The following is a 23,202-nucleotide window of genomic DNA, read 5'->3' on the forward strand; positions in this document are numbered from 1 at the left end:
CTGTGCCCTGCGGCACGGCCCCGCGTCGAGAGTCCGCCGTGAACAAGTCCGTCCGTGGCCTCGCTACGCGCTCCGCGCGGGCGACGTGGTCAGCCGCGTGGGCGGCATGAACTCACGTACGTACGTCCGGTCCCAGCACGCCCCGGTCTCCCGCAGCTCGCGCCAGGTCGTGTAGCGGTAGCGGAAGAGGCGGGCGCGGACGAACCGGGGCGGGGCGTCGGCGGGGAAGGGGGAGCGGCGGAGCAGGCGGAGGGTGTCGCGGTCGTTCTCCAGGAGCCGTTCCATCAGGGCGCCGAACCAGGAGCCGGCGTACGCGGGGGAGAGGGCGGCGAACCACATCAGCCAGTCGAGCCGCAGATGGTACGGGGCGAACTGGCGCGGCCAGCGCCTCGGATCGCCCGGCTTGCCCTTGAACTCGTACTCCCGCCACTGCGAGTCCTCGCGCGGCACGTCGTCCGCCGTGCCCTCGACCACCACCTCGTACCGCACCCGGCTGACGCTGCCGAACGCCCCGTAGGTGTTGACCAGGTGCAGCGGGTCGAAGGAGCGGTTCATGACCTGGCGGCGGGAGACCATGTTGCGGACCGGGTGGTAGCTGAGTCCGAGGAGCAGTGCGGCGGCGGCGAGCACGACGACCGTGTACCAGAGAGGTGCTTCGGGGGTGTCCGGCGCCGGCGTCCCGAAGTCGACCGCGGACACGGCCAGCACGATCGTGATCCAGTTCAGCCAGGAGAAGTTGCCCGACAGGACCAGCCACAGCTGGGTCAGGATCATCAGCGAGGCGGCGGCCGTCGCGATCGGCTGCGGGGTGAAGAGCAGGAACGGGACCACGAGCTGGGTGACGTGGTTGGCGGCCGCCTCGACCCGGTGCAACGGCTTCGGGAGGTGGTGGAAGAACCAGCTGAACGGGCCGGGCATCGGCTGCGTCTCGTGGTGGTGGTACAGACAGGTCAGCTTCCGCCAGCACGCGTCGCCGCGCATCTTGATCAGCCCGGCGCCGAACTCGACCCGGAACAGCACCCAGCGCACCAGGAACAGCGCGACGACCGGCGGCGCCACCTCGTCGTTGCCCAGGAAGACGGCCAGGAAGCCGACCTCCAGGAGCAGGGACTCCCAGCCGAACGCGTACCAGGTCTGGCCGACGTTCACGATCGACAGGTACATCGCCCACGGCACGAGCCACAGCACCATGCCCGCCCAGAGAGGCAGCAGCGAGTCCACCCCCGCGACGAGCGCCGCCGACACCGCGCAGCCCGCCCAGGCCCACCCCGCGAAGAAACGGTCCGAGTAGTGGCGGTGGAACACGCTCGGCGCCCGCCGGAACGGCACCCGCTCGACGAATCGGGGCACCGGCAGCATGCCGCGCTCGCCGATCAGCGCGCGGAACTGCAGGGCCGCCCCCAGGAAGGCGACCAGATAGACGACGGCCAGGGACCGCTGGAAGAGCAGTCGGCCCAGCCAGTAGTCGGGTGCGGTGAACCAGTCCACGGTACCGACGATAGTGAGCGGATCGACGACGATCTCTCCACTCGAATAATCGGGCAAATACTGTCAAAGTGTCCCCATGGTTGATCGGGGAGCGAGCGATTCGGACGTCCCGGACGACTGGCTCGCCCACCCGGATCCGGTCCTGGCGCTCAACCTCATGGGCACCTTCGACTGGGACCTCGACGCCGGTGCGTTCCACATGGACGCCACCGCCCACGAGATCTTCGACATCCGCCCGGACGAATACGACGGCAGACCCGAAAGCCTGTCGCCGCGGGTGCCGCCGATGGAGGGCCGCAGACTCGACACCCTCGTCTCGCAGGCCCTCAAGGACGGCAGCGAGAACTACGGGGCCTACTTCCGCATCCGGCTGCGCGACGGCACCCTGCGCTGGACCCACACCCAGGGTTACATCCGCCGCGACGGGACGGGCCGCCCCTACCGCGTCATCGGCATCGTCCGCGACGCCACCCGGGAGCTGCGCGAGATCCGCTCCCGCACCGAGCGGGCCGCGCACGACGAGGTCCGCCGCAAACAGACCAACGTCGTCCAGGTCATCACGGCCGCCCTGGCCCACGCCCGGACCGTCCAGGACGTGATCGACGTCCTGGAGGACACCGACGGCCTCACCCACCTCGGCGCCGCCAGCCTGGTCATGGGCCTGGTCGAGGCCGGACGGATCCGGATGGTCGCCGCCGGCCCCGAGGACAGCTATGTGCCCGGCACCCGGATCACCCGCCTCGACGTGAAGTACCCGATGAACGAGGTCGTACGACAGCTCGTACCGCACTTCATCGAGTCGCCGGAGGAGTTCGCCGAGTCGTATCCGCTGCTGTGGCCGCACATCACCGACCTCGAGATCACCTCGGCCGCCTATCTGCCGCTGATCGTGCAGGCCCGCCCGATCGGCGCGATGGGACTGCTCTACAGCGACCGGCGGGGCTTCACCGGGGAGGAGCGGGACGTCCTCGTCGCACTCGGCAGCAGCATCGCCCAGAGCCTGCAGCGAGCCATGTTCTACGAGCAGGAGAAGGACCTCGCCGAGGGCCTCCAGCAGGCCATGCTGCCCCGGTCCATCCCCAGCTTCCCGGGCGCCGACATCGCCGTCCGCTACCGGGCCGCCTCCTTCGGGGGCTCTCTCGGCCGGGACATCGGCGGCGACTGGTACGACCTCATCCCGCTGCCCGGCGGACGCGTCGGCGCGGTGATCGGCGACGTCCAGGGCCACGACACGCACGCGGCGGCCGTCATGGGCCAGCTCCGCATCGTCCTGAAGGCCTACGCCACCGAGGGCCACACCCCGGCCACCGTGATGGCCCGCGCCTCCGCCTTCCTCCACGAACTCGACACCGACCGCTTCGCGACCGCCCTGTACGCGGAGGCCGACCTGGCCACCGGAGTGGTCCAGGTGGTCCGGGCCGGGCACATCGACCCCCTGATCCGGCACACCGACGGCACCTGTCACCGGGTGACCGTGGACGGGGGGCTGCCGCTCGGGCTGTCCGCCGAGTTCGGGGGCCTGGAGTACCCGGTGACCGCCGTCGAGCTGGACCCCGGGCAGACGCTGCTGCTGTGCACCGACGGCCTCATCGAGGAGCCGGGCGCCGACCTCGACGACGGCATGCGGACCCTGAGGGCACTCGTCGCCACCGGGCCGGACGACGTGGACGATCTCGCCGACCGGCTCATCGACGTGGCGGAGGAGAGGGGCGGCGACGACGACGTGGCCCTGCTCCTGCTCCGGCGCCGCAGCCGCAGCGCCGAACAGCCCGGCGGGCGGCTCCAGCAGCATGTCGGGCCCGGCGACCCCGAGGCGCTCACCGAGGCCAGGCACATGATCGGTGCGGCCGTCCGCACCTGGGGTGCGCGGGACCGGGCCGACGAGATCGAGCTCGTCGCCGACGAGCTGATCACCAACGCGCTCATGCACACGGAGGGGTCCGCGATCGTGACGCTGCGGGCGCTGGCCGGGTCCGACCGGCGGTTGCGGGTCGAGGTGGAGGACTCCTCCAGCGCGTTGCCGCGGCGGCGGGAGGCGGGGGAGGCGGGAGTGTCGGGGAGAGGGTTGCTGCTGGTGGACCGGCTGACGGACGTGTGGGGGGTGGAGGCGCGGGGCGGGGGGAAGTGTGTGTGGTGCGAGTTCGTGCTGCCGGGTGAGCGAGGGGTTGCGGGCGCCAAGTAGCTCGGGGGTGCGGGAGCGTCGGCGGGGTGCGGGTCCGGTGGGGCTGGTCGCGCGGTTCCCCGCGCCCCTGAAAAGCACGGGCTGCGCCCGTGCTTTTCGGTCCGCAGACAACCCCCCACTCGCCCGCACCCACCCACGCACCTCATGGCACCCTTGACGTATGCCTGAATTGCCCGAAGTCGAAGCGCTCCGGGACTTCCTGGTCGGGAGCCTCGTCGGTCATGAAGTCGTTCGGGTGCTGCCCGTGGCGATCAGTGTGCTGAAGACGTACGAGCCGCCGGTCACCGCGTTCGAGGGGCGGGAGATCACGGGCGTACTGCGGTACGGAAAGTTTCTCGGCATCGAGGCGGACGGTGGTGAACTGCACCTGGTGACCCATCTGGCCCGTGCCGGGTGGCTGCACTGGAGGGACCGGCTGCCGGACGGTCCGCCGCGGCCGGGCGGCAAGAGCCCGCTCGCGCTGCGGGTCGCCCTGGAGACCGGCGAGGGCTTCGACCTCACCGAGGCCGGGACGCAGAAGCGGCTGGCGGTGTACGTCGTACGGGATCCGGCGCAGGTCCCGGGCGTCGCCCGGCTCGGCCCGGACCCCCTCGCCGACGAGTTCGACGTGACCCGGTTCGCGGGGCTGCTCGCGGGTGAGCGGCGGCAGATCAAGGGCGCGCTCCGGGACCAGAGCCTGATCGCGGGCATCGGGAACGCGTACAGCGACGAGATCCTGCACGCCGCGAGGATGTCGCCCTTCAAGCTGGCTTCGTCGCTGAGGCCGGAGGAGACCCGGCATCTCCACGAGGCGCTGCGCGCGACACTCACCGAGGCCGTGGAGCGCTCCCGGGGGCTGGCGGCCGGGAGGCTGAAGGCGGAGAAGAAGAGCGGGCTCCGCGTGCACGGCCGGACCGGGGAGCCCTGCCCGGTGTGCGGTGACACCGTCCGAGAGGTGTCCTTCAGCGATTCCTCGCTGCAGTACTGCCCGACCTGCCAGACGGGCGGCAGACCCCTCGCCGACCGACGGCTGTCACGGTTGCTCAAGTAGCGCGGCCGTGCGGCCGGGGGCCACTCGACGCGGTCCCGGACCGGTTCGACCATGATCCGCAACCATTGAAGGTACGGACCAATCGGGGGCGGATTCGGTGGCGAACTCGGGGGCGGATTCCGGGGCGGATCCGGCGGACCGATTCAGCGCCATGCCGGTGCCTTGAGGGTCGCCAGAAGCTCGCCCTCCTGGCTGCGCACCTCGAAGTGGCTGATGTCCTCGCGCTGCATCGCGGTGCCCCCCATCATCTCGGAGGCCTTGTCGGCGCCCTCGGGGGACTTCCAGTTGGCGGCCGTCTCCTCGGAGCCGTCCTTGCCGATCACGACGAGCCGGCAGGCGTGGGCGCCGTCCGCCTCCTTGACCTTCAGCTCGATGTCACTGCCCCAGATCCGGTCCTGGACCTTGACCTCGGCCCACACGCCCGTCTTGGAGTCGGTGGCGGCGACGGTGTCCGGCGCCTCCCCCGGACCTGCGAGAACGGCCACGGTGGGGCCGCCCACGGCGATGACGACGGAGGCCGCCAGCGCGAACAGCCAGCGCCTGCGCTTCGCGCGGTGCCGGGCGGTCACCTCGTCGAGCAGCCGTCCCAGCATCCGGGGGCCGGGGGCCGCGAAGGGGTGCACGGCGCGCGGCGTCGCGTTGCGGTACAGCATCAGCTGCCGGGCAGCCGGACGGAACTCGGTGACCTGTACCGCGCACTGGGGGCAGCCGCGGACATGGTCCTCGAAGTGGAACGAATCCACCTCGTCCAGCACGCCCAGCGCGTACGCGCCGACGTCGTGATGACGATCCTGGGACCACATGGCAATTCCTCGGGCCGGTGTGCGGTGGGGGTTGCTTCCTGCCCCCACCGGTACGGACCGGACCGGCGAATCACTCAAGCCCCACGACCAATGCCAACCAAAAGATTCGGAGCCCTCCGCCGCGCGGATTGGTCCAGGACCGAAAAACCTGGTTCATCAAGGCCGGGACAGCCGGGTGGCCGCCACCTGAACACGGGGTGCCGGTGCTAGAAGAGGTGGATCGCCAGGTGCCCCAGCGGCAGACCGAGCTGCCAGGCCGGCGTCCAGACCTTTGGGCCGTCGTCCTCTCCGAGGACCGCGCCGCCACCCGGCACCGCGTCCAGGTCGGGGGCGAGCAGCTCCGTCTCCTCCAGCCAGCGCCACGCCGCGACCGCCAGCTCCAGGTCCGGCGACGGGCCGCCCGACTCCAGCGCCTCGGCGGTGAAGTGCGCCGTGCGCTCGCGCACCCAGTCCTGCCACGGCTGGTCGTACGCCGTCAGCGACAGCCAGGTCTCCAGCTGGGTCACGACCCGGATGCCGGAGAGTTCACCGCCCGCGTCCGAGAGGAAGATGGTCAGCGCCAGGGCGTCCCGCCCCGCACGGAATTCGAAGGACGTCGGCGGCATCAGGTCGCCCGTCCGCAGCAGCTCCTCCGCGATGTACTCGGCATAGAACCACGCCATCGGGACGGACAGTTCGCCGCCGCCGGCGCCGTCCGTGCTCTCTTGACCTCTGTGCAGCATCCCTTCCTGCCTTCCTCCGGTGCGTGCGCGTCGCCCGACCCCGGGCCTGGAGACCAGGCCCCGGGTCCCCATCCGGAACACGGATAGAAGACAGCTGATTGCTCAACCGGGGTCCTCTGCAAGGCGCTTTACGGAGGTTTGACTCGGCCATGGGTTTCACCGCAGGTCGGCCGCGTATCCGGGAAGCACCCGGCGCAGGGCGCGCAGCGCGTAGTACGCGCGAGATTTCACCGTACCGGGCGGGATACCGAGGGCTTCGGCGGCCTCCGCCACACTCGCCCCCTGGAAGTACACCTGCACCAGTACTTCGCGGTGCTCGGGAGTGAGTGTCTTCACAGCTTCGCGCACATCGAGGCTCGCCACCGACCGTTCGGCGTGATCGGCCATCACTCGCGCGTTCTCCAGCACCGCGTCCCCCACCTCGGCGGGGCGCGCCTGCCGGGCCCGGCGCGCGTCTATGGCGAGCCGCCGCCCGACGGTGAGCAGCCAGGGGCGTACGGAGTCGAAGTCGTCGGCGCGCAGCGCCTCGGGGTGCTGCCAGGCGCGCACGAAGGTCTCCTGCACCAGGTCCTCGGCGCGATGCCGGTCCCCGTCGGAGAGCCGCAGCAGCAGGGCGAAGAGGGGGCGGCCGTGTTCGCGCTGGAGTTCGGCCAGCTCGTTTTCGGCGGTCGTCCCGTCGGTGATCGTGGTTCCGGCCGTCATGGCCGTATGGGAACGCGGGGCGCGACGCGGGGACAGGGGCCGGTCACGGGTGTGCGGCGGGCGGTCGAACCTGTCGGCGAACGGTGCGACGAACGGTCCGCCGCCGGACGGACCCGCCATGCGACGGTGCGCCCGTATGCCCACTTGACTGGTATGTGGCGATGTGTATGGATTCTTACTGACTCGTCATTAAATGTGACTAGGTTGGGGTGCTCATCCATGACCGCACACAGGGGACCCACCGCCCTTGCCCTCGCTGTCCTCCTCACCGCGACCGCCGCCTGTCAGCACCGGGGTTCGTCCCCTCGGCCCGGTCCGTCGGCCCCCGTCGGTGACGGCCGCGGCTTCACCCTCGTCGCCTCCGGCGACGTCCTCCCGCACATGTCGATCATCGAGAAGGCGTACATCGACGCGGGCGGCGACGGCTACGCATTCGGGCCGATGCTCGCGGGTGTGAAACCCGTGGTGTCCGGGGCCGATCTGGCGATCTGTCATATGGAGACGGTCTACGGGGCGGACGGGAACTACAGCGGCTACCCGGTGTTCAGGTCACCGCCGCAGGTGGCGGAGGGGCTGGCGGCCACGGGGTACGACGCGTGCTCCACCGCCTCGAACCACACACTGGACGACGGCGCGCCCGGTATCCAGCGCACGCTGGACGCGCTCGATCGCGTCGGCGTACGGCACGCGGGATCGGCGCGTACAGCAGCGGAGGCGCAGAGTCCGACGTTGATGCGCGCGGGGGGCGCTCAGGTGGCGCATCTGGCGTACACCTACGGGACGAACGGCATTCCGCTGCCGGCGGACCGGCCCTGGGCCGTGAACCTGATCGACCGGGAGCGGATCGTGGCGGACGCGCGCGCCGCCCGGCGGGCGGGCGCCGACGTCGTGGTCGTGTCGCTGCACTGGGGGACGGAGTGGCAGGACGCGCCGGACGCACAGCAGTTGAGCCTGGGGGAGGAGCTCACGGAGGCGGCCACCGGCGGGCGGCCCGACATCGATCTGATCCTCGGCACGCACGCGCACGTCCCGCAGGCGTACGAGAAGGTCAACGGGACCTGGGTCGTGTACGGGATGGGCGACCAGGTGGCGGGGGAGATGCGCAACCACTCCGGTGCCGTCGATGCGCGCGGCAACCAGAGCACCCTGGCCCGGTTCACCTTCGCCCCGCCCGTACGTGCGGGCGACCGCTGGGCGGTGAGCCGGGCGGAGTTCGTGCCGCAGTGGTTCGACGTCGCCCGGGGGCGGGTCGTCGAGCTCAACTCCGCGATCGCCTCCGGGGCGGGGGTGGACGTCACCGCCGTGCGCGACCGCATCCGGGACGTCGTCCTCAGCCGGGGCGCGGCGCAGGACGGGTTGGTCATGGGGCGGTAGCCGCCGTGCGCGCTCCCGGAGCCGCGTTCGGCCCCGCTGGACCTACGGCACCACCGTCACCGGCCAGCGGCCCGCCTTCACCAGACGCAGGGCCACCGAGCCGACGATGCGGTGGCCCGCCTGCTGGGAGGCGCCCACCACGACCGCGTCCGCCTTGAGCTGGTCCGCCGCCGTCACCAGGCCGTTGAACGGGTCGCCGCGGAAGGTGTGGAACTCCCAGCGCACCTCGAAGACGCCCTTCACCTGCTCGGCGGCCTCCCGGATCTCCGCGACGAGGTGCGCGGCGATCTCCTCGGTCGTCCCGGCCACCGGTACCCCGAGCGCCGCACCGGCCGCCAGCAGCGGCTGTACGTACACGATCGCGAGCAGCGCGTGCTGGCGGCGGGCGAGGCCGGCGGCGTACGCCACGGCCCGCAGGGACGTGTCGGAGCCGTCCAGCCCGACGAGGACGACCTTGGGCCCGTCGGTGCCTCGTTCGAACCGGTGCGCTCGCTGATCGGTCACGGTCGCGAGGCTATCCGTGAACCCGTGAACCCGTGAACCCGAGCACCGAGCACCGAGCATCCGAGCACCGAGAATCCGTGAACCCGAGCACCGAGCACCCGTGAACCCGAGCATCCGAGAACCGAGCATCCGAGAACCGAGCACCGAGCATCCGAGAACCCGAGCACCGAGAACCCGAGCATCCGTGAACCCGAGTTCCGGCGTGCGCCGGGTGCGTGGCGGGGGCGCGGACAGCTACTCCCATCGGGTGTTTCCATGCCGCCGCACCGGTGTCGCAGTGGTGCGCCGTCCCCGCCTTGGTCGACTGATGAGTCATGACGAAGGATCAGATGTTCACGCGTCGCCATGTGTTGACGGGCGGCACCGCCCTGCTGGGCGTGGCCGGTACGGCGGGCACCGCCGGCCTGCTCATCGGCGACGGGGCCGCCGCTCCGGCACCGACCGGCGCCTCCGTCCCGGCGGCCGGTCCCGTGGCCCGCCCGGCGCTCAGGCCCTCCTCCTACCGTCTCCAGCCCATCGCCGGGTACGGCCCGCACACCCGGCGCCGCACCCTCGTGCGGGCCGCCGTCCGGCGCGAGCCGTTCCTGAGGGTGGACGGGCGCGGCCGGACCATGGTGCTGACCTTCGACGACGGCCCCGACCCCCGCTACACCCCGGACATCCTGCGGATCCTCCGCGACCACGACGTCCGGGCGATGTTCTTCGTGTGCGGCGAGATGGCGGTCCAGCACAAGGACCTGCTGCGGGAGATGGCCGACGACGGCCACGTGGTCGGCAACCACACCTGGTCCCATCCACTGCTCACCACCCTCTCCCGGTCCAGGATCCATGTGGAGATGGCCCGCACCTGCGAGATCATCGAGAAGACCTACGGCGAACCGCCGCTGTGGTTCCGTGCCCCGTACGGAGCCTGGAACAGGGCCGCGTTCCGGTTCGGCGCCGAGCTCGGAATGGAGCCGCTGGCCTGGACGGTGGACACCCTCGACTGGCGGAGGCCCGGCGCGCACACCATCGCCGAGCGGGTGGAGGACGGAGCGGGCCCCGGCGTCGTCGTGCTCTCCCACGACGCGGGCGGCGACCGCTCGCAGAGCGTACGGGCGCTGCGCGAATACCTGCCCGGCCTGCTGGACTCCGGTTACCGCATCACCGTGCCCCAGCGGCGATACACATAGGCCCGCATGCCCGGCCTGTGGCATGGGCCATGAAGACAGCCCGTACGCGCAGCGGGATTCCCGCGGCAACTCGCCCGCCCGGCGGGGGAACGCTCAGCGAACATCGACCAGGCGGGCGAACACGACGACGTTCCCGTCGTAGCCGTTCTGCTTGGAGAAACCGCCCCCGCAGGTGATGACCCGCAATTCGGGAATACCACTGTTTCCGTAGACCCGGTCGCCCGGGAAGTTGTTCTTCTCGAATACCTCGATGCCGTAGATCTCGAACACGGCGGTCTTTCTGTCCGCGCGCCTGATCTCGACCTTGGCGCCCTTCTTCAATGCCCCGAGCCCGTAGAACACGGCGGGGCCCTGATTGTTGTCGACATGGCCGACGACGACGGCCGTGCCCTTCTCGCCGGGGGAGACCGCGCCGGTGAACCAGCCCGCGAGATTCGGGTCCCGGGCCGGCGGCGCGTCCACCCAGCCCTGCGTGTCCAGCCCGACGGGCATGGCCGGCGCGTCGACGCGGATCGAGGGGATCAGCACCCGGTCGACCATGGCGTACGGCATCGGGTCGGGGACGTCGGTGAAGGTGGCGTGCGGTGTGCTGCGGCCGTCCGCGGCCGCCGCCGACGCGGGCTGCGGCGGGCCCACGTCGAACTCCCCCGAGCCGTTCCGGATCAGCGCGAGGCCGGTCAGCAGAACAAGCGCTATCACGCCCCACGGAGCGCGCTTCTTCCGCGGCTCCTCCCATTCGGCCTCGGCCGGTCCGGACGAAGACATTCGCCATCCCCTCTCGACCCGGCCGTCGCCGTGTCCGTCGCGCATACGAAAAAGCTAAGCGTGCCGCACGGCGAAGGCGACGGGGCAGGTGCGAACGGGTGGCGGTGAGGGGAGTTCTGCGCCATCCGAGTCGCCGCCCGGAGGAATTTTCTGACGGTCCGTGACCTGCGGCGATTCCGATCGTGCGGAGATATCCCGGCGTGTCCCCTCACCAGGACGGACCATCGCCGAAATGCGGCCCCGCGCACGGCATCTGAGGGTCTTTTCTGGGAGGCGTTTTCTCGCCGATCGACCGGGGACGGGACCCGGGGCGTCTTCCGCGGAGGATCACATGCGTACTACTCGTGTCCTGGCGGCCTCGGCCGCCGCGGTCGCCCTGGTCGGCGTCGCCGCACCGACGGCCGCCGCCTGGGACCAGCCGAGCTCGGTCACGGCCGCCCCCAACGTCATCGCCCGCGGCGGGCAGCTCGTCCTCACCGTCAAGGGCGGTGACGCGTGCGCGATCGCCGGCAGCACCATCGGCTCGAACGCGTTCCCCACCACGAATCTCGCCTCCATGGGCGGCACGACCGCCACGGCCAGGGTGCGGGTCAACGCCGACGCCGGCCCCGGCTCGTACAGCGTCACCACCAACTGTGAGGGCAAGCGCAAGACGTTCACCGGCGTCTTCACCGTCATCGGCGGTGTCCGCGGCGGTCTCGGCGGCAGCAGCTCCACCGGGGCCACGCCGACCGACATCGCGATCGGCGGCGGACTGGTGACGGCCGCGGTCGTCGGCGGAGGTGTGTTCTGGATGCGCCGCCGCGCAGAGAACAAGATCTGAGTCCGAGAACCAGAGATCTGGGTCCGAGAACCAGAGATCTGGGTCCGAGCACGAGATCCGAGTCCGAGAAAGAGATCCGGCCCGCCCGCCCCTTCGGAGCACGGATCGTACGTGGCACAGCCCTTCGCCCCGGAACCCGTGAGGCTTCGGGGCGAAGGGCTGTGCCACGTACGAGGAACGGCGGTCAGGTGTGGCTGCCGTCCTCGGGGCGGCGGCGCGACCAGCGCCAGGCCGCCGTCAGCGAACCCGCGACGAGCGCGGCGCCGAGGCCGAGCTCGTGAAGGTCGAAGCCCGCGACGGTGCCGCCGGCCCCCGCGTGGGAGCCACGGGTGGGGTGGTGATGGGTGGGGTGATGGGTCGGGCGGCCGGAGGCGATGGTGAGATCCGTCCGGCCGCTCTCGTCGCCGCACTGGAACGTCACCTCGTACACCGTGCCGGGCCTGGCGTCCCAGTCGACGGTCGCCGTGGCCGCGGACTGGCCCCTGGGGATGGTGACGGTGTCGAAGACGCCCGAGGAGACGGTCGTCCTGCGGTGGCAGCCGTCGACGCGCAGGGTCACCTGTCCGCCGGCGGCGACCGTCGAGGGCACGACGCCGAAGCCGAACGACGTGATGTCGCCGGCCCGTGCCGCGTGCGCGGCCGGAGCGGTGAGGGAGAGGGCGGTCAAGCCCAGCAGAGCGGCCGAAGCGACGCGTATCGCGCGCATGATGTGCCTCCGGGTCCCCGAGGAGCCCGCCGCGGACCGATTCCGCCTGCGCCTGAAATGCACCTCGATGACCGAAACGCTAGGAAGGTGCGCCCGGTGGCGCGATCGCAGTCGCGCGAATGGGGCAAGCATGTGCTCCGCACAGGGGACCGGCATACGTACGGCCGGAGGACGGGCGCGGCGTGGCGCTCGTCCCCCGGCCGCACGGCCGGGTTCGAGGAACCGTCACCCGCCCGCGTTCGGGAACAGGGTCAGGAACGGATCCGCGGTGGCCGACAGACCCCGGCTGTAGGGCGCGTCGAAGTCCCAGACGAGGAACAACAGGAACGCGATGAGCGCGGAGAACAGGCCGGCGAGGATCAGCTCGCGGGGCGTACGCCGGATCTGCAGGGCGAACACCATGCCGACCGTCACGACGGCGCCGGTGATCAGGCCGAACCACACCACCCCGGGCATCGTCTCGCCGGTGGAGTCGGCGCGGCTGCCGCGTGCGGCGTCGGCCACGGCCACCTGGTCGAGCAGCGGCTGGTAGGCCTGCGCCTCGAAGTCGCTGCCCGGCTCGTAGTCGGTGACGTCGTGGCGGACGGTCTCGAACAGCTCGGCGCCGCGCTCGGTCACCTCGCCCTTCTCCGCCATGACCTTCCACTCGGTGGACACGACGTGGCCGACGTACGCCTCGATGTCGCCGCGGATGCGGTCGCGTACGTCCTCGGGGTACACCCGCACCCGTTCACTGATCTCGTGCAGTGCCTGCGCCTCCGTCTGGACCTGGTCCTGGGCGACGCTGCGGGCCTCCCAGACGCCGGCGATGGCCAGGCCCAGCACGATGGCGTACACCACGCCGATCATCATGGTGATGTACTCGATGACGTCCGGGGTCTCGGACGGGTCCTCGTCCGCGGGTGCGGCGTGATGCCGTACTACGGCCACGATGAGGACGACCAGACAGGCCGCCCCCATCGCGAGGGTGAGAACAAGCCATTCCGACAAGAGGTTCCTCCAGGGGTCAGCGCGGACGCAGTGCTGCGGCGGCGAACACCGCGGGCACGGTGACGAGCAGGGCGAGCGAGACGAGGGACGGACCGGAGCGCTTGGTCCCCGAGTGCGACGGGGCCCGGTACGGCGGGTAGCTCACCGGTGTCGGCGAGATCTCGGGGCGGGTGCTCGGCCTGCGTTTCGGCTTCGGGGTGGGGGTCGGGCGGGGGACGGGCCGGGCCGCCTCGGTGACGGGCGGTGGTGGTGGAGGCGGCGGTGGCGCGGGCCTCGGGGGCGGGGTGGGTGGCGGCTTCGGAGCGGGCGGGGGGTCCGGAGCGGGATCCGGGGTGGGGGTGGGCTTCGGCGTCGGAGCGGGTGGGGGGTCCGGGGTGGGCGTCGGCTCCGGTGGGCACGACGGTGTGGGGGTGGGGGTCGGCGGCGGGGTGGTCGGCGGCTCCGGCTCGCAGGAGTCGGTGCCCCCGATCGCCACGGCGACCGCGCCCGCGCTGTGCGGGCCGACGGTGGCGTACGCGCAGGCGTCGGCGACTGCCGTGCCGCTCGGTGCTCCGGTGAGGAGCCAGGTCAGTGCGAGCAGGGCCGACAGCCGTAGGGCGAGAGCGGATCGGGTCCGCTGGGGTCCTTGCACGTCGGAGATCATCCGTGCTCGCGCGCCCGCGTACGCGGGAGCACGGACCGATTGCTCCAAAAGAGGGAAGAACGGGCCCCGAAGGTTTGAGTGCGGTCGCACGATGCTGACCCCGCTTTCGATACCTCCGCAGGCAGGCGGCGCGAACCGAAGCACAGGCTCCGGAAAGAAAATCGTGCAGCGTTGAACACACCAGCCACTCCCGCCCGTACTTAGGACCAGCAAGCGGCGCAGTAGGGCGCTGCAACACCCACCGGATACACGGGGAGTTGGAATGAAGACCTCCTGGCGGAGCGCCTCACTCGTAGCGACAGCTGCGGCTGTACTGGTGCTGACGACGGCGTGCGGTCAGGAACAGGGGTCGACGTCCTCGCAGAACGTGGGCGCCGCTTCCACCCCGACGCTCGGCGCCGGCACCATCGCGGGCACCGGGACCGGCACGGCCGGTGTCGGCGCGGCCGGTTCCGACACGTCGGACCAGGCCCAGTCCACCACGGCGGCCTCCGCGGGCCAGCTGACGGTGTGGAACAGCGACGAGTACGGCAAGGTCCTCACGGACAGCGCCGGACGCACCCTGTACCGCTTCGACAAGGACTCCTTCGAGCCGCCGAAGACGACCTGTGAGGGCGAGTGCGCCACCACCTGGCCGCCGGTGCCCGCCTCGGGCGCCACCGCCGCCGAGGGTGTCGACAAGGCTCTGCTCGGCGAGGTCAGCCGTCCCGACGGCACCAAGCAGCTGACGGTCGGCGGCTGGCCCATGTACTACTTCGCCAAGGACACCAAGGCCGGTGACATCAAGGGCCAGGGCCTCAAGGGCACCTGGTTCGCCTCGGCCCCCAACGGCAAGAAGGCCTCCACCAAGGGCGGTTCCGGCGGCGGTACGGGCGGCACCGGCGGCACCGGTGGCGAGGCCGTCGAGCAGGCCGGCCTGACCACCCGCAACGACGCCAAGCTCGGCGAGATCGTCGTCGACAAGAACGGCATGACGGTCTACCGGTTCCTCAAGGACAAGCAGTGGCCGATGTCCACCAAGTGCACCGGCGCCTGCCTCGACAAGTGGCCCGTCGTCGCCCCGGTCGACAAGAACGACACCAAGGGCATCCTGCTGAAGGGCTACACGGTCTTCGACCGTCCTGACGGCTTCAAGCAGCAGACCATCAACTGCATCCCGCTCTACACCTTCGCCAACGACAAGTCGCCCGGCGACACCAACGGCCAGGGTGTCGGCGGCACCTGGTTCGCCATCAACGGCGACGGAGAGCCGATCGGCGCGCAGAAGTAAGGATCACCTTCCCCAGGGTGGGTCGCCTCGCCACTCACAACACCGCACGCGGAAGGGAGTGGACGAGAAGAAGAGTGCCGGACGCACCACACCAGCGCGACCGATCCAGGTCCGCCCCCTCCGCACCGCACGGAGGGGGCGGACCGCTTGGTATGCCCGGACACGCGAACAGCGGTGTCCGGGCACAGGCGTTGCCGGGGCGGCGGTAACGTCCGGGGTCGAACAGGGATGGTCGGGGCGGCGGTAACGTCCGGGGTCGAACAGGCATGGTCGGGGCGATGGTTGGGCATGTGCCATCGGCAGTGGACTTGAACGGACGGTCAATTTCCGTTTTCGCTCGCTCCTTCGGCGGGCGATCAGTAGCCTCAGCTCGAACACCGGATCGCCTACGCCACCCCCGACGCGTTGGAGAACACAGATGGAGCGTCCCGCCTGGGCGCCGCGGAGCATCGACATCTCGATGCCGTCCGTGGCGCGCATGCACGACTACTACCTGGGCGGTTCGCACAACTTCGAGGTCGACCGGGAAGCGGCCCGAAGGGCCATGGAGTTCGTGCCGGGCCTGCCCAAGATCATGCAGGCGAACCGGGCGTTCATGCGCCGAGCCGTGCGGTATGCCGCCGGCTCGGGCATCACCCAGTTCCTGGACATCGGATCCGGGATCCCCACCTTCGGAAACGTGCACGAAGTCGCCCAGGACGCCAGCCCCGGCGCCCGGGTCGTCCACGTGGATCACGACCCGGTGGCCGTAGCACACAGCCAGGCGGTTCTGGAGGGGAACGACGACGCGGACGTGATCGCGGCCGACCTCCGCAAGCCCCTCGACATCCTCACGAGCCCCCACGTCGAGCGACTGATCGACCTGAACCGGCCGGTCGCCCTGCTCCTGGTTGCCATACTGCACTTCGTGGAGGACACGGACGACCCGTACGGAGCGGTGGCCGAGCTGCGCGACGCGCTCGCGCCCGGCAGCTTACTCGTCGTCTCGCACACCTCCTACGAGGGAATTCCGCTCCCCCGGGAGCGGGTCGAGGGCGCGGTGGACGTGTACAAGGACATTCACAATCCGCTGATCATGCGCTCTCGAGGTGAGATCGCGCGGTTCTTCGAGGGGTACGACATGGTGGAACCCGGACTGGTGCCGATGGCGAAGTGGCGGCCCGACACGGCTCCCGACGACGAGGATCCGTACGCCTTCTCGGGGTTCGCCGGCGTGGGGACCAAGGCGTGAGGGCGGAGCCGGACGGGCCGGAGGACAGACTCCGCCGGTTCGCGACGATCTGGAGCCGCGCGGTCTTCCCCGCCACCTCCACGTCGCTGACCCGGCCCGAGTTCGAGGAACAGCTGCTGCCGCTGGCCCGCAGGCTGAGCGAGGCGCTGCTCGCCAGGACGTACGACGCCGAGGCGGCCAAGGCCGTCGGCGCCGCCCTCGTCGAGGCGCACTGCACCGAACCCGAGGCGCTCGGCCGGACGCTGGACTGCGTAGACGCCTATCTGGTGCTCTACTGCGGCGGCGACGGGCCCCAGGAGGATCTGCGGGCCCGCGCCGCACGGCTGCAGTCCGCGATGGCCGCCGGATTCGCCGAGGCGCTGCGGCAGCGGACACTGGCCGAGCAGGAGGCGATCGCCCGTGCGGCGCTGGAGGCCCAGGGCGCGGTCGCGCTGGCGCTGCACGCGACCGAGGCCCGTTTCCGCGCGGTGTTCGAGGGCGCCGCCATAGGCATCGGCATCGCCGACCTCGAAGGCAACATCCTCCAGGTCAACGGCGCGCTACAACGCATGTTCGGGGTCACCGAGCAGACGATGCGCGGGCGCCGCGTCCCGGAGTGGAAACACCCCGAGGACGCGCCCCAGGTGTGGCGCCTCTACGAGGAGCTGGTCCGCGGCGACCGCGAGCACTACCACACCGAAAAGGCGTTCCACCGACCGGACGGAACGGTCCTGTGGACCAACCTGACGGTGTCCCTGCTGCGGGACGCGGACGGCCGGCCCCAGTACCAGCTGGCCCTCATGGAGGACACCACCGAGCGCCGGCTGCTCAACCTCCGCCTCCGCTACGAGGCCACGCACGACGCGCTCACCGGACTGCCCAACCGCACCCTGTTCTTCGAGCGCCTGGAGAAGGCTCTCGCCGCGGGCGACGGCCAGCGCTTCGGCCTCTGCTACCTCGACCTCGACGGCTTCAAGACCATCAACGACAGCCTCGGCCACGCGGCCGGGGACCGGCTGCTCGTCGAGGTCGCCGACCGGCTGCAGTCCTGCGCGACCGCGCCCGGCGAGATGGTCGCCCGGCTCGGCGGTGATGAGTTCGTGGCGCTGACCACCGGCGCCGACACCGAACGCGAGGTCGACGAACTCGCCGACCGCATCATGAACGCGCTGGTCACCCCGGTCCGCATCGAAGGCCGGGAGCTGCTGGTCCGTGGCAGCATCGGCATCGTCGAGGGACCGGCGGGGGAGCGCGGCCCGGCGGAGGTGCTGCGCAGCGCCGACATCACGATGTACCGGGCCAAGTCGGCGGGCGGCAACCGCTACGAGATGGCCGACGCGGAGGCCGACGCGCGCGCGATCACCCGGCACGGGCTGACCACCGCCCTGCCCGCGGCCCTGGACCGGGGCGAGTTCTTCATCGAGTACCAGCCGCTGGTCCATCTCGGTGACGGGACCGTGCGCGGTGCAGAGGCCCTGGTCCGCTGGCTGCACCCGCAGCACGGAGTCCTCGGCCCCGACCGCTTCATCCCGCTCGCCGAGCGCACCGGCCTGATCGTGCCGCTCGGCCGCTGGGTCCTGGAGCAGTCGGTGCGGCAGGCCCGCGCGTGGCAGGAACGGCACGGCGGCACGGGAGCGGGCGGCCCGCTGCGCGTCAACGTCAACCTCTCCCCGTGTCAGCTGACCCACCCCGGGCTGGTCCAGGACACGGTGGACATCCTGGAGCGCGCCGGGCTCCAACCGGACGCCCTCTGCCTGGAGGTCACCGAGTCCGCCCTGATCGGCGCCGACGACGACCTGCTCAAACCCCTGCGCAGACTTTCCGAGATGGGCGTCGACATCGCCCTCGACGACTTCGGCACCGGCTACTCCAACCTCGCCAACCTCCGCCGGCTGCCGGTCCGTGTCCTGAAGCTGGACCGGTCCTTCACCCAGAGCATGCAGCAGTTCCCGGCCGACCCCGTCGACCTGAAGATCGTCGAGGGGATCGTCTCCCTCGCCCACAGCCTCGACCTCGCGGTCACCGTCGAGGGCGTCGAAACCGGCGCTCAGGCCGAACAGCTGCGGATACTGGGCTGCGACACGGCCCAGGGCTGGTACTACGCCCGCCCGGGCCCGCCCGAGCGGCTGCACGAACTGGCGCTGGTGGACGCGACGGGATAGGGGTTCCCTTCACAGCCGCCGGGGCGTGCGGCGCGCCCTAAGGGGCGCGGGGAACTACGCGACCAGCCACAGCGCACCCGCAGTCCCGAAACGGCGCGCAGACCAATGGCGCGCCCGGGACCAACAAGCCCGCCTTCATCGCTCGACCAACATCCGCTGCAACTCCCGCGCGGCCCTGGGCGGAGCCACATCGCTGCGGTGGGCCAGGGCGATCGTGCGGTGCAGGCCGGGCCGGGCCAGCGGGGTGACCCGCAGGCCCCGGCCGGAGCGGGTGGCGACCATACGGGGGACGACGGCGACGCCGAGGCCGGCCCGGACGAAGCCCAGCACCGCGTCCATCTCACCGCCCTCCACCGCGAAGTCCGGCTCGAAGCCGGCGGAGCGGCATGCGGCCACCGTGAGTTCGCGCAGGTCGTAGCCGTGGCGGAACATGACAAGACGCTCGCCCTCCAGGTCGGGGACGCGGACGGTACGGCGGCCGTTGCCGGGCCTCGGTTCGTCCGGGGAGGAGACCACGACCAGGTCCTCGCGCAGCAGCTCCACCGTGGTCAGAGCGGGGGAGGGCGTGGGGAGGGGCAGGACGACCAGGGCCAGGTCGAGGGCGCCCCGGGCCAGCTGCCGTACGAGGTCGTGCGAGCCGCCCTCCTCGATCAGCAGCCGGATGCCGGGATAGCGGTCGTGGAAGGCGCGCAGCACGTCCGGAAGCAGACCCGTGCACAGGCTCGGGGTCGCGCCGAGCCGGACCCGGCCCCGGCGCAGCTGGACCAGCTCCTGCACCTCGTGCCGGGCGGTGTCCGTGTCCGCGAGGATGCGGCGGGCCAGCGGCAGCAGCGCCTCACCGGCGTCGGTGAGGGTGATGTTGCCGCGCGCCCGCCGGAAGAGGTCCGCCCCCAACTCCCGTTCCAGCGCCTTGATCTGCTGCGAGAGCGACGGCTGCGCCACATGGACCAGCTCGGCGGCCCGGGTGAAATGCCTGGTCTCCGCCACCGCCACGAAGTACTGGAGCTGCTGGAACTGCATCCCGCCACGATACGGGACGATAGTTTCCAGCTATCGAATCGAGCTGTTTCATGTCTTGGACCGATGGGGTGATGTCGCTCTAGCGTCGGGGGCATGGCTCTGGCAACGCGGACGGAACGGGCGGCACAGCCGGAACGGTCGGAACGAAAGCCGTCCCTGGCGCGCTCGGTGTGGGACAGCTCCCTCGGCAAGAAGACGGTGATGGCCGTCAGCGGACTGATCATGCTGGCGTACCTGGTCGCCCACATGCTCGGCAACCTCAAGATTTTCTTCGGCTCGGACGAGTTCAACGGATACGCGCACTGGCTGCGCACCCTCGGCGAGCCCTTCCTGCATCACGAGTGGGCCCTGTGGATCGTCCGCGTGGTCCTCGTCGTCGCGGTCGTCGCCCACGCCACGGCCGCCTACCAGCTCAGCCGCCGCGACATCAGGGCCCGGCCGGACAAGTACGTCCACAAGAAGCGCCGCGCGAGCTACGCGACCCGCACCATGCGCTGGGGCGGCGTCATCCTCGGCCTCTTCATCGTCTGGCACATCCTCGACCTGACCACCGGCACCGTCCACCCGAACGGCTTCGAGGCCGGACACCCGTACCAGAACGTCATCGACACCTTCTCCACCTGGTACGGCAACGTCATCTACATCGTCGCGGTGCTCGCCCTCGGCCTGCACATCCGGCACGGCTTCTGGAGCGCCGCACAGACCCTCGGCGCCGGCAGCCGTACCCGCGACCGCGCCCTGAGGACCACCGCGAACGCCCTGGCCCTGGTGCTGACCCTGGGCTTCGTCTCCGTACCCCTCGCCGTCATGACCGGAGTGGTGAGCTGAACATGACTACGTCCTCCGAGTACGCGGACTACGTGACCGGCGAACCGGTCGTCGACGGCAAGGCGCCCGAGGGCCCGGTCGCCGAACGCTGGGACAAGCGCCGCTTCGAGGCGAAGCTGGTCAACCCCGCCAACCGCCGCAAGCACACCGTCATCGTCGTCGGCACCGGCCTCGCCGGCGGCTCGGCCGGCGCCACGCTCGCCGAACAGGGTTACCACGTCGTCCAGTTCTGCTACCAGGACTCCCCGCGCCGCGCCCACTCGATCGCCGCGCAGGGCGGCATCAACGCCGCGAAGAACTACCGCAACGACGGCGACTCGGTACACCGGCTGTTCTACGACACCGTCAAGGGCGGCGACTTCCGGGCGAGGGAGTCGAACGTCCATCGTCTCGCGCAGATCTCCGTCGAGATCATCGACCAGTGCGTGGCGCAGGGCGTGCCGTTCGCCCGGGAGTACGGCGGTCTGCTCGACACCCGCTCCTTCGGCGGCGTACAGGTGTCCCGGACCTTCTACGCACGGGGCCAGACGGGCCAACAGCTGCTGCTCGGCGCGTACCAGGCACTGTCGCGACAGATCGCCGCCGGGAACATCGAGATGCATCCGCGGACCGAGATGCTCGACCTGATCGTGATCGACGGGCGGGCACGCGGGATCGTGGCGCGGGATCTGATCACCGGCGAGATCGACACGTACTTCGCCGATGCCGTGGTGCTGGCGAGCGGCGGATACGGGAACGTCTTCTACCTGTCGACCAACGCCATGAACTCCAACGCCACCGCGGTATGGCGGGCACACCGGCGCGGCGCGCTGTTCGCGAACCCGTGCTTCACCCAGATCCATCCGACGTGCATCCCGCGCACCGGCGACCACCAGTCCAAGCTGACGCTGATGAGCGAGTCGCTGCGCAACGACGGACGGATCTGGGTGCCGAAGGCGAGGGGTGACCAGCGGCCCGCGAACCAGATCCCCGAGGACGAACGCGACTACTACCTGGAGCGCATCTACCCGTCCTTCGGCAACCTCGTGCCCCGTGACATCGCCTCCCGCGCCGCGAAGAACGTCTGCGACGAGGGACGGGGCGTCGGCCCCGGCGGCCAGGGTGTCTATCTGGACTTCGCCGACGCCATAGAGCGGATGGGGCGCAAGGCGGTCGAGGCCAAGTACGGCAACCTCTTCGACATGTACCAGCGGATCACCGACGAGGATCCGTACGAGGTGCCGATGCGGATCTACCCCGCCGTGCACTACACGATGGGCGGGCTGTGGGTGGACTACGACCTCCAGACCACCGTCCCCGGCCTGTTCGCGATCGGCGAGGCCAACTTCTCCGACCACGGGGCCAACCGGCTCGGCGCGTCCGCGCTGATGCAGGGCCTCGCCGACGGGTACTTCGTGCTGCCGGCCACCATCAACGACTACCTCGCCCGGCATCCGAAGCAGGGCGAGATCGGTCCAGAACACCCTGTCGTCCAGGAGGTGCTGGCCGAGACCGAGGACCGGCTGAACCTGCTGCTCTCCGTCGACGGCGACCGCACGCCCGACTCCTTCCACCGCGAGGTCGGCGAGCTGATGTGGGAGTTCTGCGGCATGGCGCGCACCGACAGCGGACTGCGCAAGGCCCTGGAGCGGATTCCGCAGATCCGCGAGGAGTTCTGGCGGCGGATCAAGGTCCCGGGGACCGGCGAGGAGTTCAACCAGTCCCTGGAGAAGGCCAACCGGATCGTCGACTACCTGGAACTCGCCGAGCTGATGTGCCTCGACGCGCTGCACCGGAGCGAGTCGTGCGGCGGGCACTTCCGAGAGGAGTCCCAGACGCCCGACGGTGAGGCGGCCCGGAGGGACGAGGAGTTCTCGTACGCGGCCGCCTGGGAGTTCACGGGTACCGGCGCCGCCCCCGTCCTGCACAAGGAAGACCTGGTCTTCGAGTACGTCCACCCCACCCAGCGGAGCTACGCATGAAGCTCACCCTGCGCGTATGGCGGCAGCGGGCCGCCGACGCCGACGGCGCCATGTCCACGTACGAGGTGGACGGCATCTCGCCCGACATGTCCTTCCTGGAGATGCTCGACACGCTCAACGAGGAACTCATCCTGCGCGGTGAGGACCCGGTGGCCTTCGACCACGACTGCCGCGAGGGGATCTGCGGGGCGTGCTCGCTGGTCATCAACGGGGACGCGCACGGGCCGGAGCGGACGACGACCTGTCAGCTGCACATGCGGTCCTTCGCGGACGGCGACACGATCGACGTGGAGCCGTGGCGGGCGTCGGCGTTCCCGGTGATCAAGGACCTCGTGGTGGACCGGACGGCGTTCGACCGGATCATCCAGGCCGGTGGGTACATCACGGCGCCGACCGGGGCCGCGCCGGAGGCGCATGCCACGGCCGTTCCGAAGCCGGACGCGGACTTCGCGTTCGAGCACGCGGAGTGCATCGGGTGCGGGGCCTGTGTGGCCGCGTGTCCCAACGGGGCGGCGATGCTGTTCACCTCGGCCAAGATCAACCATCTGAACGTGCTGCCGCAGGGGGCGCCCGAGCGGGAGACGCGGGTGCTGGACATGGTGGAACAGATGGACGAGGAGGGGTTCGGGGGGTGCACGTTGGCCGGCGAGTGCGCGACCGCTTGCCCCAAGGGGATTCCGCTGGTGTCCATCACCGGCATGAACAAGGAGTGGCTGCGGGCTGCCCGTAGGGCCGGGAAGCGGTAGCGCCGTAGGTGGCCTGTTGTATTCGGGCTGCGGGATCGTTGTGGCTGGTCGCGCAGTTCCCCGCGCCCCTTTGGGGCGCGCTGCAGCGGGCCCCAGTCACA

The 23,202-nt window shown here is 70.7% G+C and carries 21 protein-coding genes; 11 read left to right on the top strand and 10 right to left on the bottom strand.

Annotated features, from left to right (window positions below; genetic code table 11):
- Positions 1 to 63: 63 nt before the first annotated feature.
- Positions 64 to 1,488 carry a lipase maturation factor family protein gene (locus OG858_RS39135; RefSeq protein ID WP_319065724.1) on the bottom strand — a complete coding sequence of 475 codons (1,425 nt, stop codon included), beginning with the start codon at positions 1,486 to 1,488 and terminating at the stop codon, positions 64 to 66.
- 76 nt (positions 1,489 to 1,564) lie between these two features.
- On the opposite strand from OG858_RS39135, the gene OG858_RS39140 reads away from it, so the two are divergent.
- Complete coding sequence (locus OG858_RS39140; protein WP_319065723.1) at positions 1,565 to 3,670, top strand: SpoIIE family protein phosphatase; 2,106 nt, start codon at positions 1,565 to 1,567, stop codon at positions 3,668 to 3,670.
- A 160-nt stretch (positions 3,671 to 3,830) separates the two neighbouring features.
- Positions 3,831 to 4,700 (top strand): Fpg/Nei family DNA glycosylase, encoded by an 870-nt coding sequence (locus OG858_RS39145; protein ID WP_086751054.1) that lies wholly within the window; start codon positions 3,831 to 3,833, stop codon positions 4,698 to 4,700.
- A 143-nt stretch (positions 4,701 to 4,843) separates the two neighbouring features.
- Here OG858_RS39145 and OG858_RS39150 read toward each other — a convergent pair whose 3' ends face one another.
- The 3 genes from OG858_RS39150 to OG858_RS39160 form a co-directional block, all read right to left on the bottom strand.
- Positions 4,844 to 5,503, bottom strand: coding sequence for a hypothetical protein (locus OG858_RS39150; RefSeq protein ID WP_086751055.1), 660 nt, complete (start codon positions 5,501 to 5,503; stop codon positions 4,844 to 4,846).
- A gap of 206 nt (positions 5,504 to 5,709) precedes the next feature.
- Positions 5,710 to 6,225 carry a hypothetical protein gene (locus OG858_RS39155; protein WP_037698837.1) on the bottom strand — a complete coding sequence of 172 codons (516 nt, stop codon included), beginning with the start codon at positions 6,223 to 6,225 and terminating at the stop codon, positions 5,710 to 5,712.
- 156 nt (positions 6,226 to 6,381) lie between these two features.
- Positions 6,382 to 6,927 carry a sigma-70 family RNA polymerase sigma factor gene (locus OG858_RS39160; protein ID WP_086751061.1) on the bottom strand — a complete coding sequence of 182 codons (546 nt, stop codon included), beginning with the start codon at positions 6,925 to 6,927 and terminating at the stop codon, positions 6,382 to 6,384.
- Between the two features lie 219 nt (positions 6,928 to 7,146).
- On the opposite strand from OG858_RS39160, the gene OG858_RS39165 reads away from it, so the two are divergent.
- The gene (locus tag OG858_RS39165; protein WP_086751056.1) at positions 7,147 to 8,301 is read left to right on the top strand and encodes a CapA family protein; all 1,155 of its coding nucleotides are present in this window, start codon (positions 7,147 to 7,149) and stop codon (positions 8,299 to 8,301) included.
- A gap of 42 nt (positions 8,302 to 8,343) precedes the next feature.
- On the opposite strand, the gene OG858_RS39170 is transcribed toward OG858_RS39165, so the two are convergent.
- Positions 8,344 to 8,805, bottom strand: coding sequence for a universal stress protein (locus OG858_RS39170; RefSeq protein ID WP_086751057.1), 462 nt, complete (start codon positions 8,803 to 8,805; stop codon positions 8,344 to 8,346).
- Between the two features lie 314 nt (positions 8,806 to 9,119).
- Here OG858_RS39170 and OG858_RS39175 point away from each other — a divergent pair, with 314 nt between their 5' ends.
- On the top strand, positions 9,120 to 9,977 hold the full coding sequence (locus OG858_RS39175) for a polysaccharide deacetylase family protein (RefSeq protein ID WP_086751058.1): 858 nt from the start codon (positions 9,120 to 9,122) through the stop codon (positions 9,975 to 9,977).
- A gap of 93 nt (positions 9,978 to 10,070) precedes the next feature.
- On the opposite strand, the gene OG858_RS39180 is transcribed toward OG858_RS39175, so the two are convergent.
- Positions 10,071 to 10,742 carry a class F sortase gene (locus OG858_RS39180; protein WP_319266685.1) on the bottom strand — a complete coding sequence of 224 codons (672 nt, stop codon included), beginning with the start codon at positions 10,740 to 10,742 and terminating at the stop codon, positions 10,071 to 10,073.
- Between the two features lie 331 nt (positions 10,743 to 11,073).
- Between OG858_RS39180 and OG858_RS39185 the strand changes: the two genes are divergently transcribed.
- Entirely contained in the window at positions 11,074 to 11,565 is a 492-nt protein-coding gene (locus OG858_RS39185) for a hypothetical protein (RefSeq protein WP_086751060.1), read from the top strand.
- Between the two features lie 184 nt (positions 11,566 to 11,749).
- Here OG858_RS39185 and OG858_RS39190 read toward each other — a convergent pair whose 3' ends face one another.
- From OG858_RS39190 to OG858_RS39200, 3 genes are all read right to left on the bottom strand, one after another.
- Positions 11,750 to 12,271: a hypothetical protein gene (locus OG858_RS39190; RefSeq protein WP_086752999.1), complete on the bottom strand. Its 522-nt coding sequence runs from the start codon at positions 12,269 to 12,271 to the stop codon at positions 11,750 to 11,752.
- Positions 12,272 to 12,496: 225 nt separating this feature from the next.
- Positions 12,497 to 13,261 (bottom strand): bestrophin-like domain, encoded by a 765-nt coding sequence (locus OG858_RS39195; protein WP_319065722.1) that lies wholly within the window; start codon positions 13,259 to 13,261, stop codon positions 12,497 to 12,499.
- Between the two features lie 16 nt (positions 13,262 to 13,277).
- Complete coding sequence (locus tag OG858_RS39200) at positions 13,278 to 13,892, bottom strand: hypothetical protein (protein WP_319266688.1); 615 nt, start codon at positions 13,890 to 13,892, stop codon at positions 13,278 to 13,280.
- A 274-nt stretch (positions 13,893 to 14,166) separates the two neighbouring features.
- Here OG858_RS39200 and OG858_RS39205 point away from each other — a divergent pair, with 274 nt between their 5' ends.
- From OG858_RS39205 to OG858_RS39215, 3 genes are all read left to right on the top strand, one after another.
- Positions 14,167 to 15,174: an SCO0930 family lipoprotein gene (locus tag OG858_RS39205; protein ID WP_086751327.1), complete on the top strand. Its 1,008-nt coding sequence runs from the start codon at positions 14,167 to 14,169 to the stop codon at positions 15,172 to 15,174.
- 418 nt (positions 15,175 to 15,592) lie between these two features.
- Positions 15,593 to 16,405, top strand: a complete 813-nt coding sequence (locus OG858_RS39210; protein WP_086751324.1) for an SAM-dependent methyltransferase — start codon at positions 15,593 to 15,595, stop codon at positions 16,403 to 16,405.
- Complete coding sequence (locus tag OG858_RS39215) at positions 16,402 to 18,546, top strand: putative bifunctional diguanylate cyclase/phosphodiesterase (RefSeq protein WP_319318596.1); 2,145 nt, start codon at positions 16,402 to 16,404, stop codon at positions 18,544 to 18,546. The genes OG858_RS39210 and OG858_RS39215 overlap by 4 nt, the downstream gene beginning before the upstream one ends.
- 135 nt (positions 18,547 to 18,681) lie before the next feature.
- On the opposite strand, the gene OG858_RS39220 is transcribed toward OG858_RS39215, so the two are convergent.
- Positions 18,682 to 19,566 (bottom strand): LysR family transcriptional regulator, encoded by an 885-nt coding sequence (locus tag OG858_RS39220; protein ID WP_037698859.1) that lies wholly within the window; start codon positions 19,564 to 19,566, stop codon positions 18,682 to 18,684.
- Between the two features lie 156 nt (positions 19,567 to 19,722).
- On the opposite strand from OG858_RS39220, the gene OG858_RS39225 reads away from it, so the two are divergent.
- The 3 genes from OG858_RS39225 to OG858_RS39235 are packed head-to-tail and all read left to right on the top strand — an operon-like array spanning position 19,723 to position 23,101.
- On the top strand, positions 19,723 to 20,394 hold the full coding sequence (locus OG858_RS39225; protein ID WP_086751330.1) for a succinate dehydrogenase: 672 nt from the start codon (positions 19,723 to 19,725) through the stop codon (positions 20,392 to 20,394).
- 2 nt (positions 20,395 to 20,396) lie between these two features.
- Positions 20,397 to 22,355 (top strand): fumarate reductase/succinate dehydrogenase flavoprotein subunit, encoded by a 1,959-nt coding sequence (locus tag OG858_RS39230; RefSeq protein ID WP_086751321.1) that lies wholly within the window; start codon positions 20,397 to 20,399, stop codon positions 22,353 to 22,355.
- On the top strand, positions 22,352 to 23,101 hold the full coding sequence (locus tag OG858_RS39235; protein ID WP_086751319.1) for a succinate dehydrogenase/fumarate reductase iron-sulfur subunit: 750 nt from the start codon (positions 22,352 to 22,354) through the stop codon (positions 23,099 to 23,101). The genes OG858_RS39230 and OG858_RS39235 overlap by 4 nt, the downstream gene beginning before the upstream one ends.
- Positions 23,102 to 23,202: the final 101 nt, after the last annotated feature.

Source organism: Streptomyces europaeiscabiei (assembly GCF_036346855.1).
In the GTDB taxonomy this organism is placed as follows: domain Bacteria; phylum Actinomycetota; class Actinomycetes; order Streptomycetales; family Streptomycetaceae; genus Streptomyces; species Streptomyces europaeiscabiei.

Coding starts and splice junctions, on each gene's coding strand:
- OG858_RS39220 (WP_037698859.1), bottom strand. CDS start 19,566: ATGCAGTTCCAGCAGCTCCAGTACTTCGTGGCGGTGGCGGAGACCAGG.
- OG858_RS39185 (WP_086751060.1), top strand. CDS start 11,074: ATGCGTACTACTCGTGTCCTGGCGGCCTCGGCCGCCGCGGTCGCCCTG.
- OG858_RS39150 (WP_086751055.1), bottom strand. CDS start 5,503: ATGTGGTCCCAGGATCGTCATCACGACGTCGGCGCGTACGCGCTGGGC.
- OG858_RS39190 (WP_086752999.1), bottom strand. CDS start 12,271: ATGCGCGCGATACGCGTCGCTTCGGCCGCTCTGCTGGGCTTGACCGCC.
- OG858_RS39180 (WP_319266685.1), bottom strand. CDS start 10,742: ATGTCTTCGTCCGGACCGGCCGAGGCCGAATGGGAGGAGCCGCGGAAG.
- OG858_RS39145 (WP_086751054.1), top strand. CDS start 3,831: ATGCCTGAATTGCCCGAAGTCGAAGCGCTCCGGGACTTCCTGGTCGGG.
- OG858_RS39230 (WP_086751321.1), top strand. CDS start 20,397: ATGACTACGTCCTCCGAGTACGCGGACTACGTGACCGGCGAACCGGTC.
- OG858_RS39155 (WP_037698837.1), bottom strand. CDS start 6,225: ATGCTGCACAGAGGTCAAGAGAGCACGGACGGCGCCGGCGGCGGCGAA.
- OG858_RS39140 (WP_319065723.1), top strand. CDS start 1,565: ATGGTTGATCGGGGAGCGAGCGATTCGGACGTCCCGGACGACTGGCTC.
- OG858_RS39165 (WP_086751056.1), top strand. CDS start 7,147: ATGACCGCACACAGGGGACCCACCGCCCTTGCCCTCGCTGTCCTCCTC.
- OG858_RS39210 (WP_086751324.1), top strand. CDS start 15,593: ATGGAGCGTCCCGCCTGGGCGCCGCGGAGCATCGACATCTCGATGCCG.
- OG858_RS39235 (WP_086751319.1), top strand. CDS start 22,352: ATGAAGCTCACCCTGCGCGTATGGCGGCAGCGGGCCGCCGACGCCGAC.
- OG858_RS39205 (WP_086751327.1), top strand. CDS start 14,167: ATGAAGACCTCCTGGCGGAGCGCCTCACTCGTAGCGACAGCTGCGGCT.
- OG858_RS39175 (WP_086751058.1), top strand. CDS start 9,120: ATGACGAAGGATCAGATGTTCACGCGTCGCCATGTGTTGACGGGCGGC.
- OG858_RS39160 (WP_086751061.1), bottom strand. CDS start 6,927: ATGACGGCCGGAACCACGATCACCGACGGGACGACCGCCGAAAACGAG.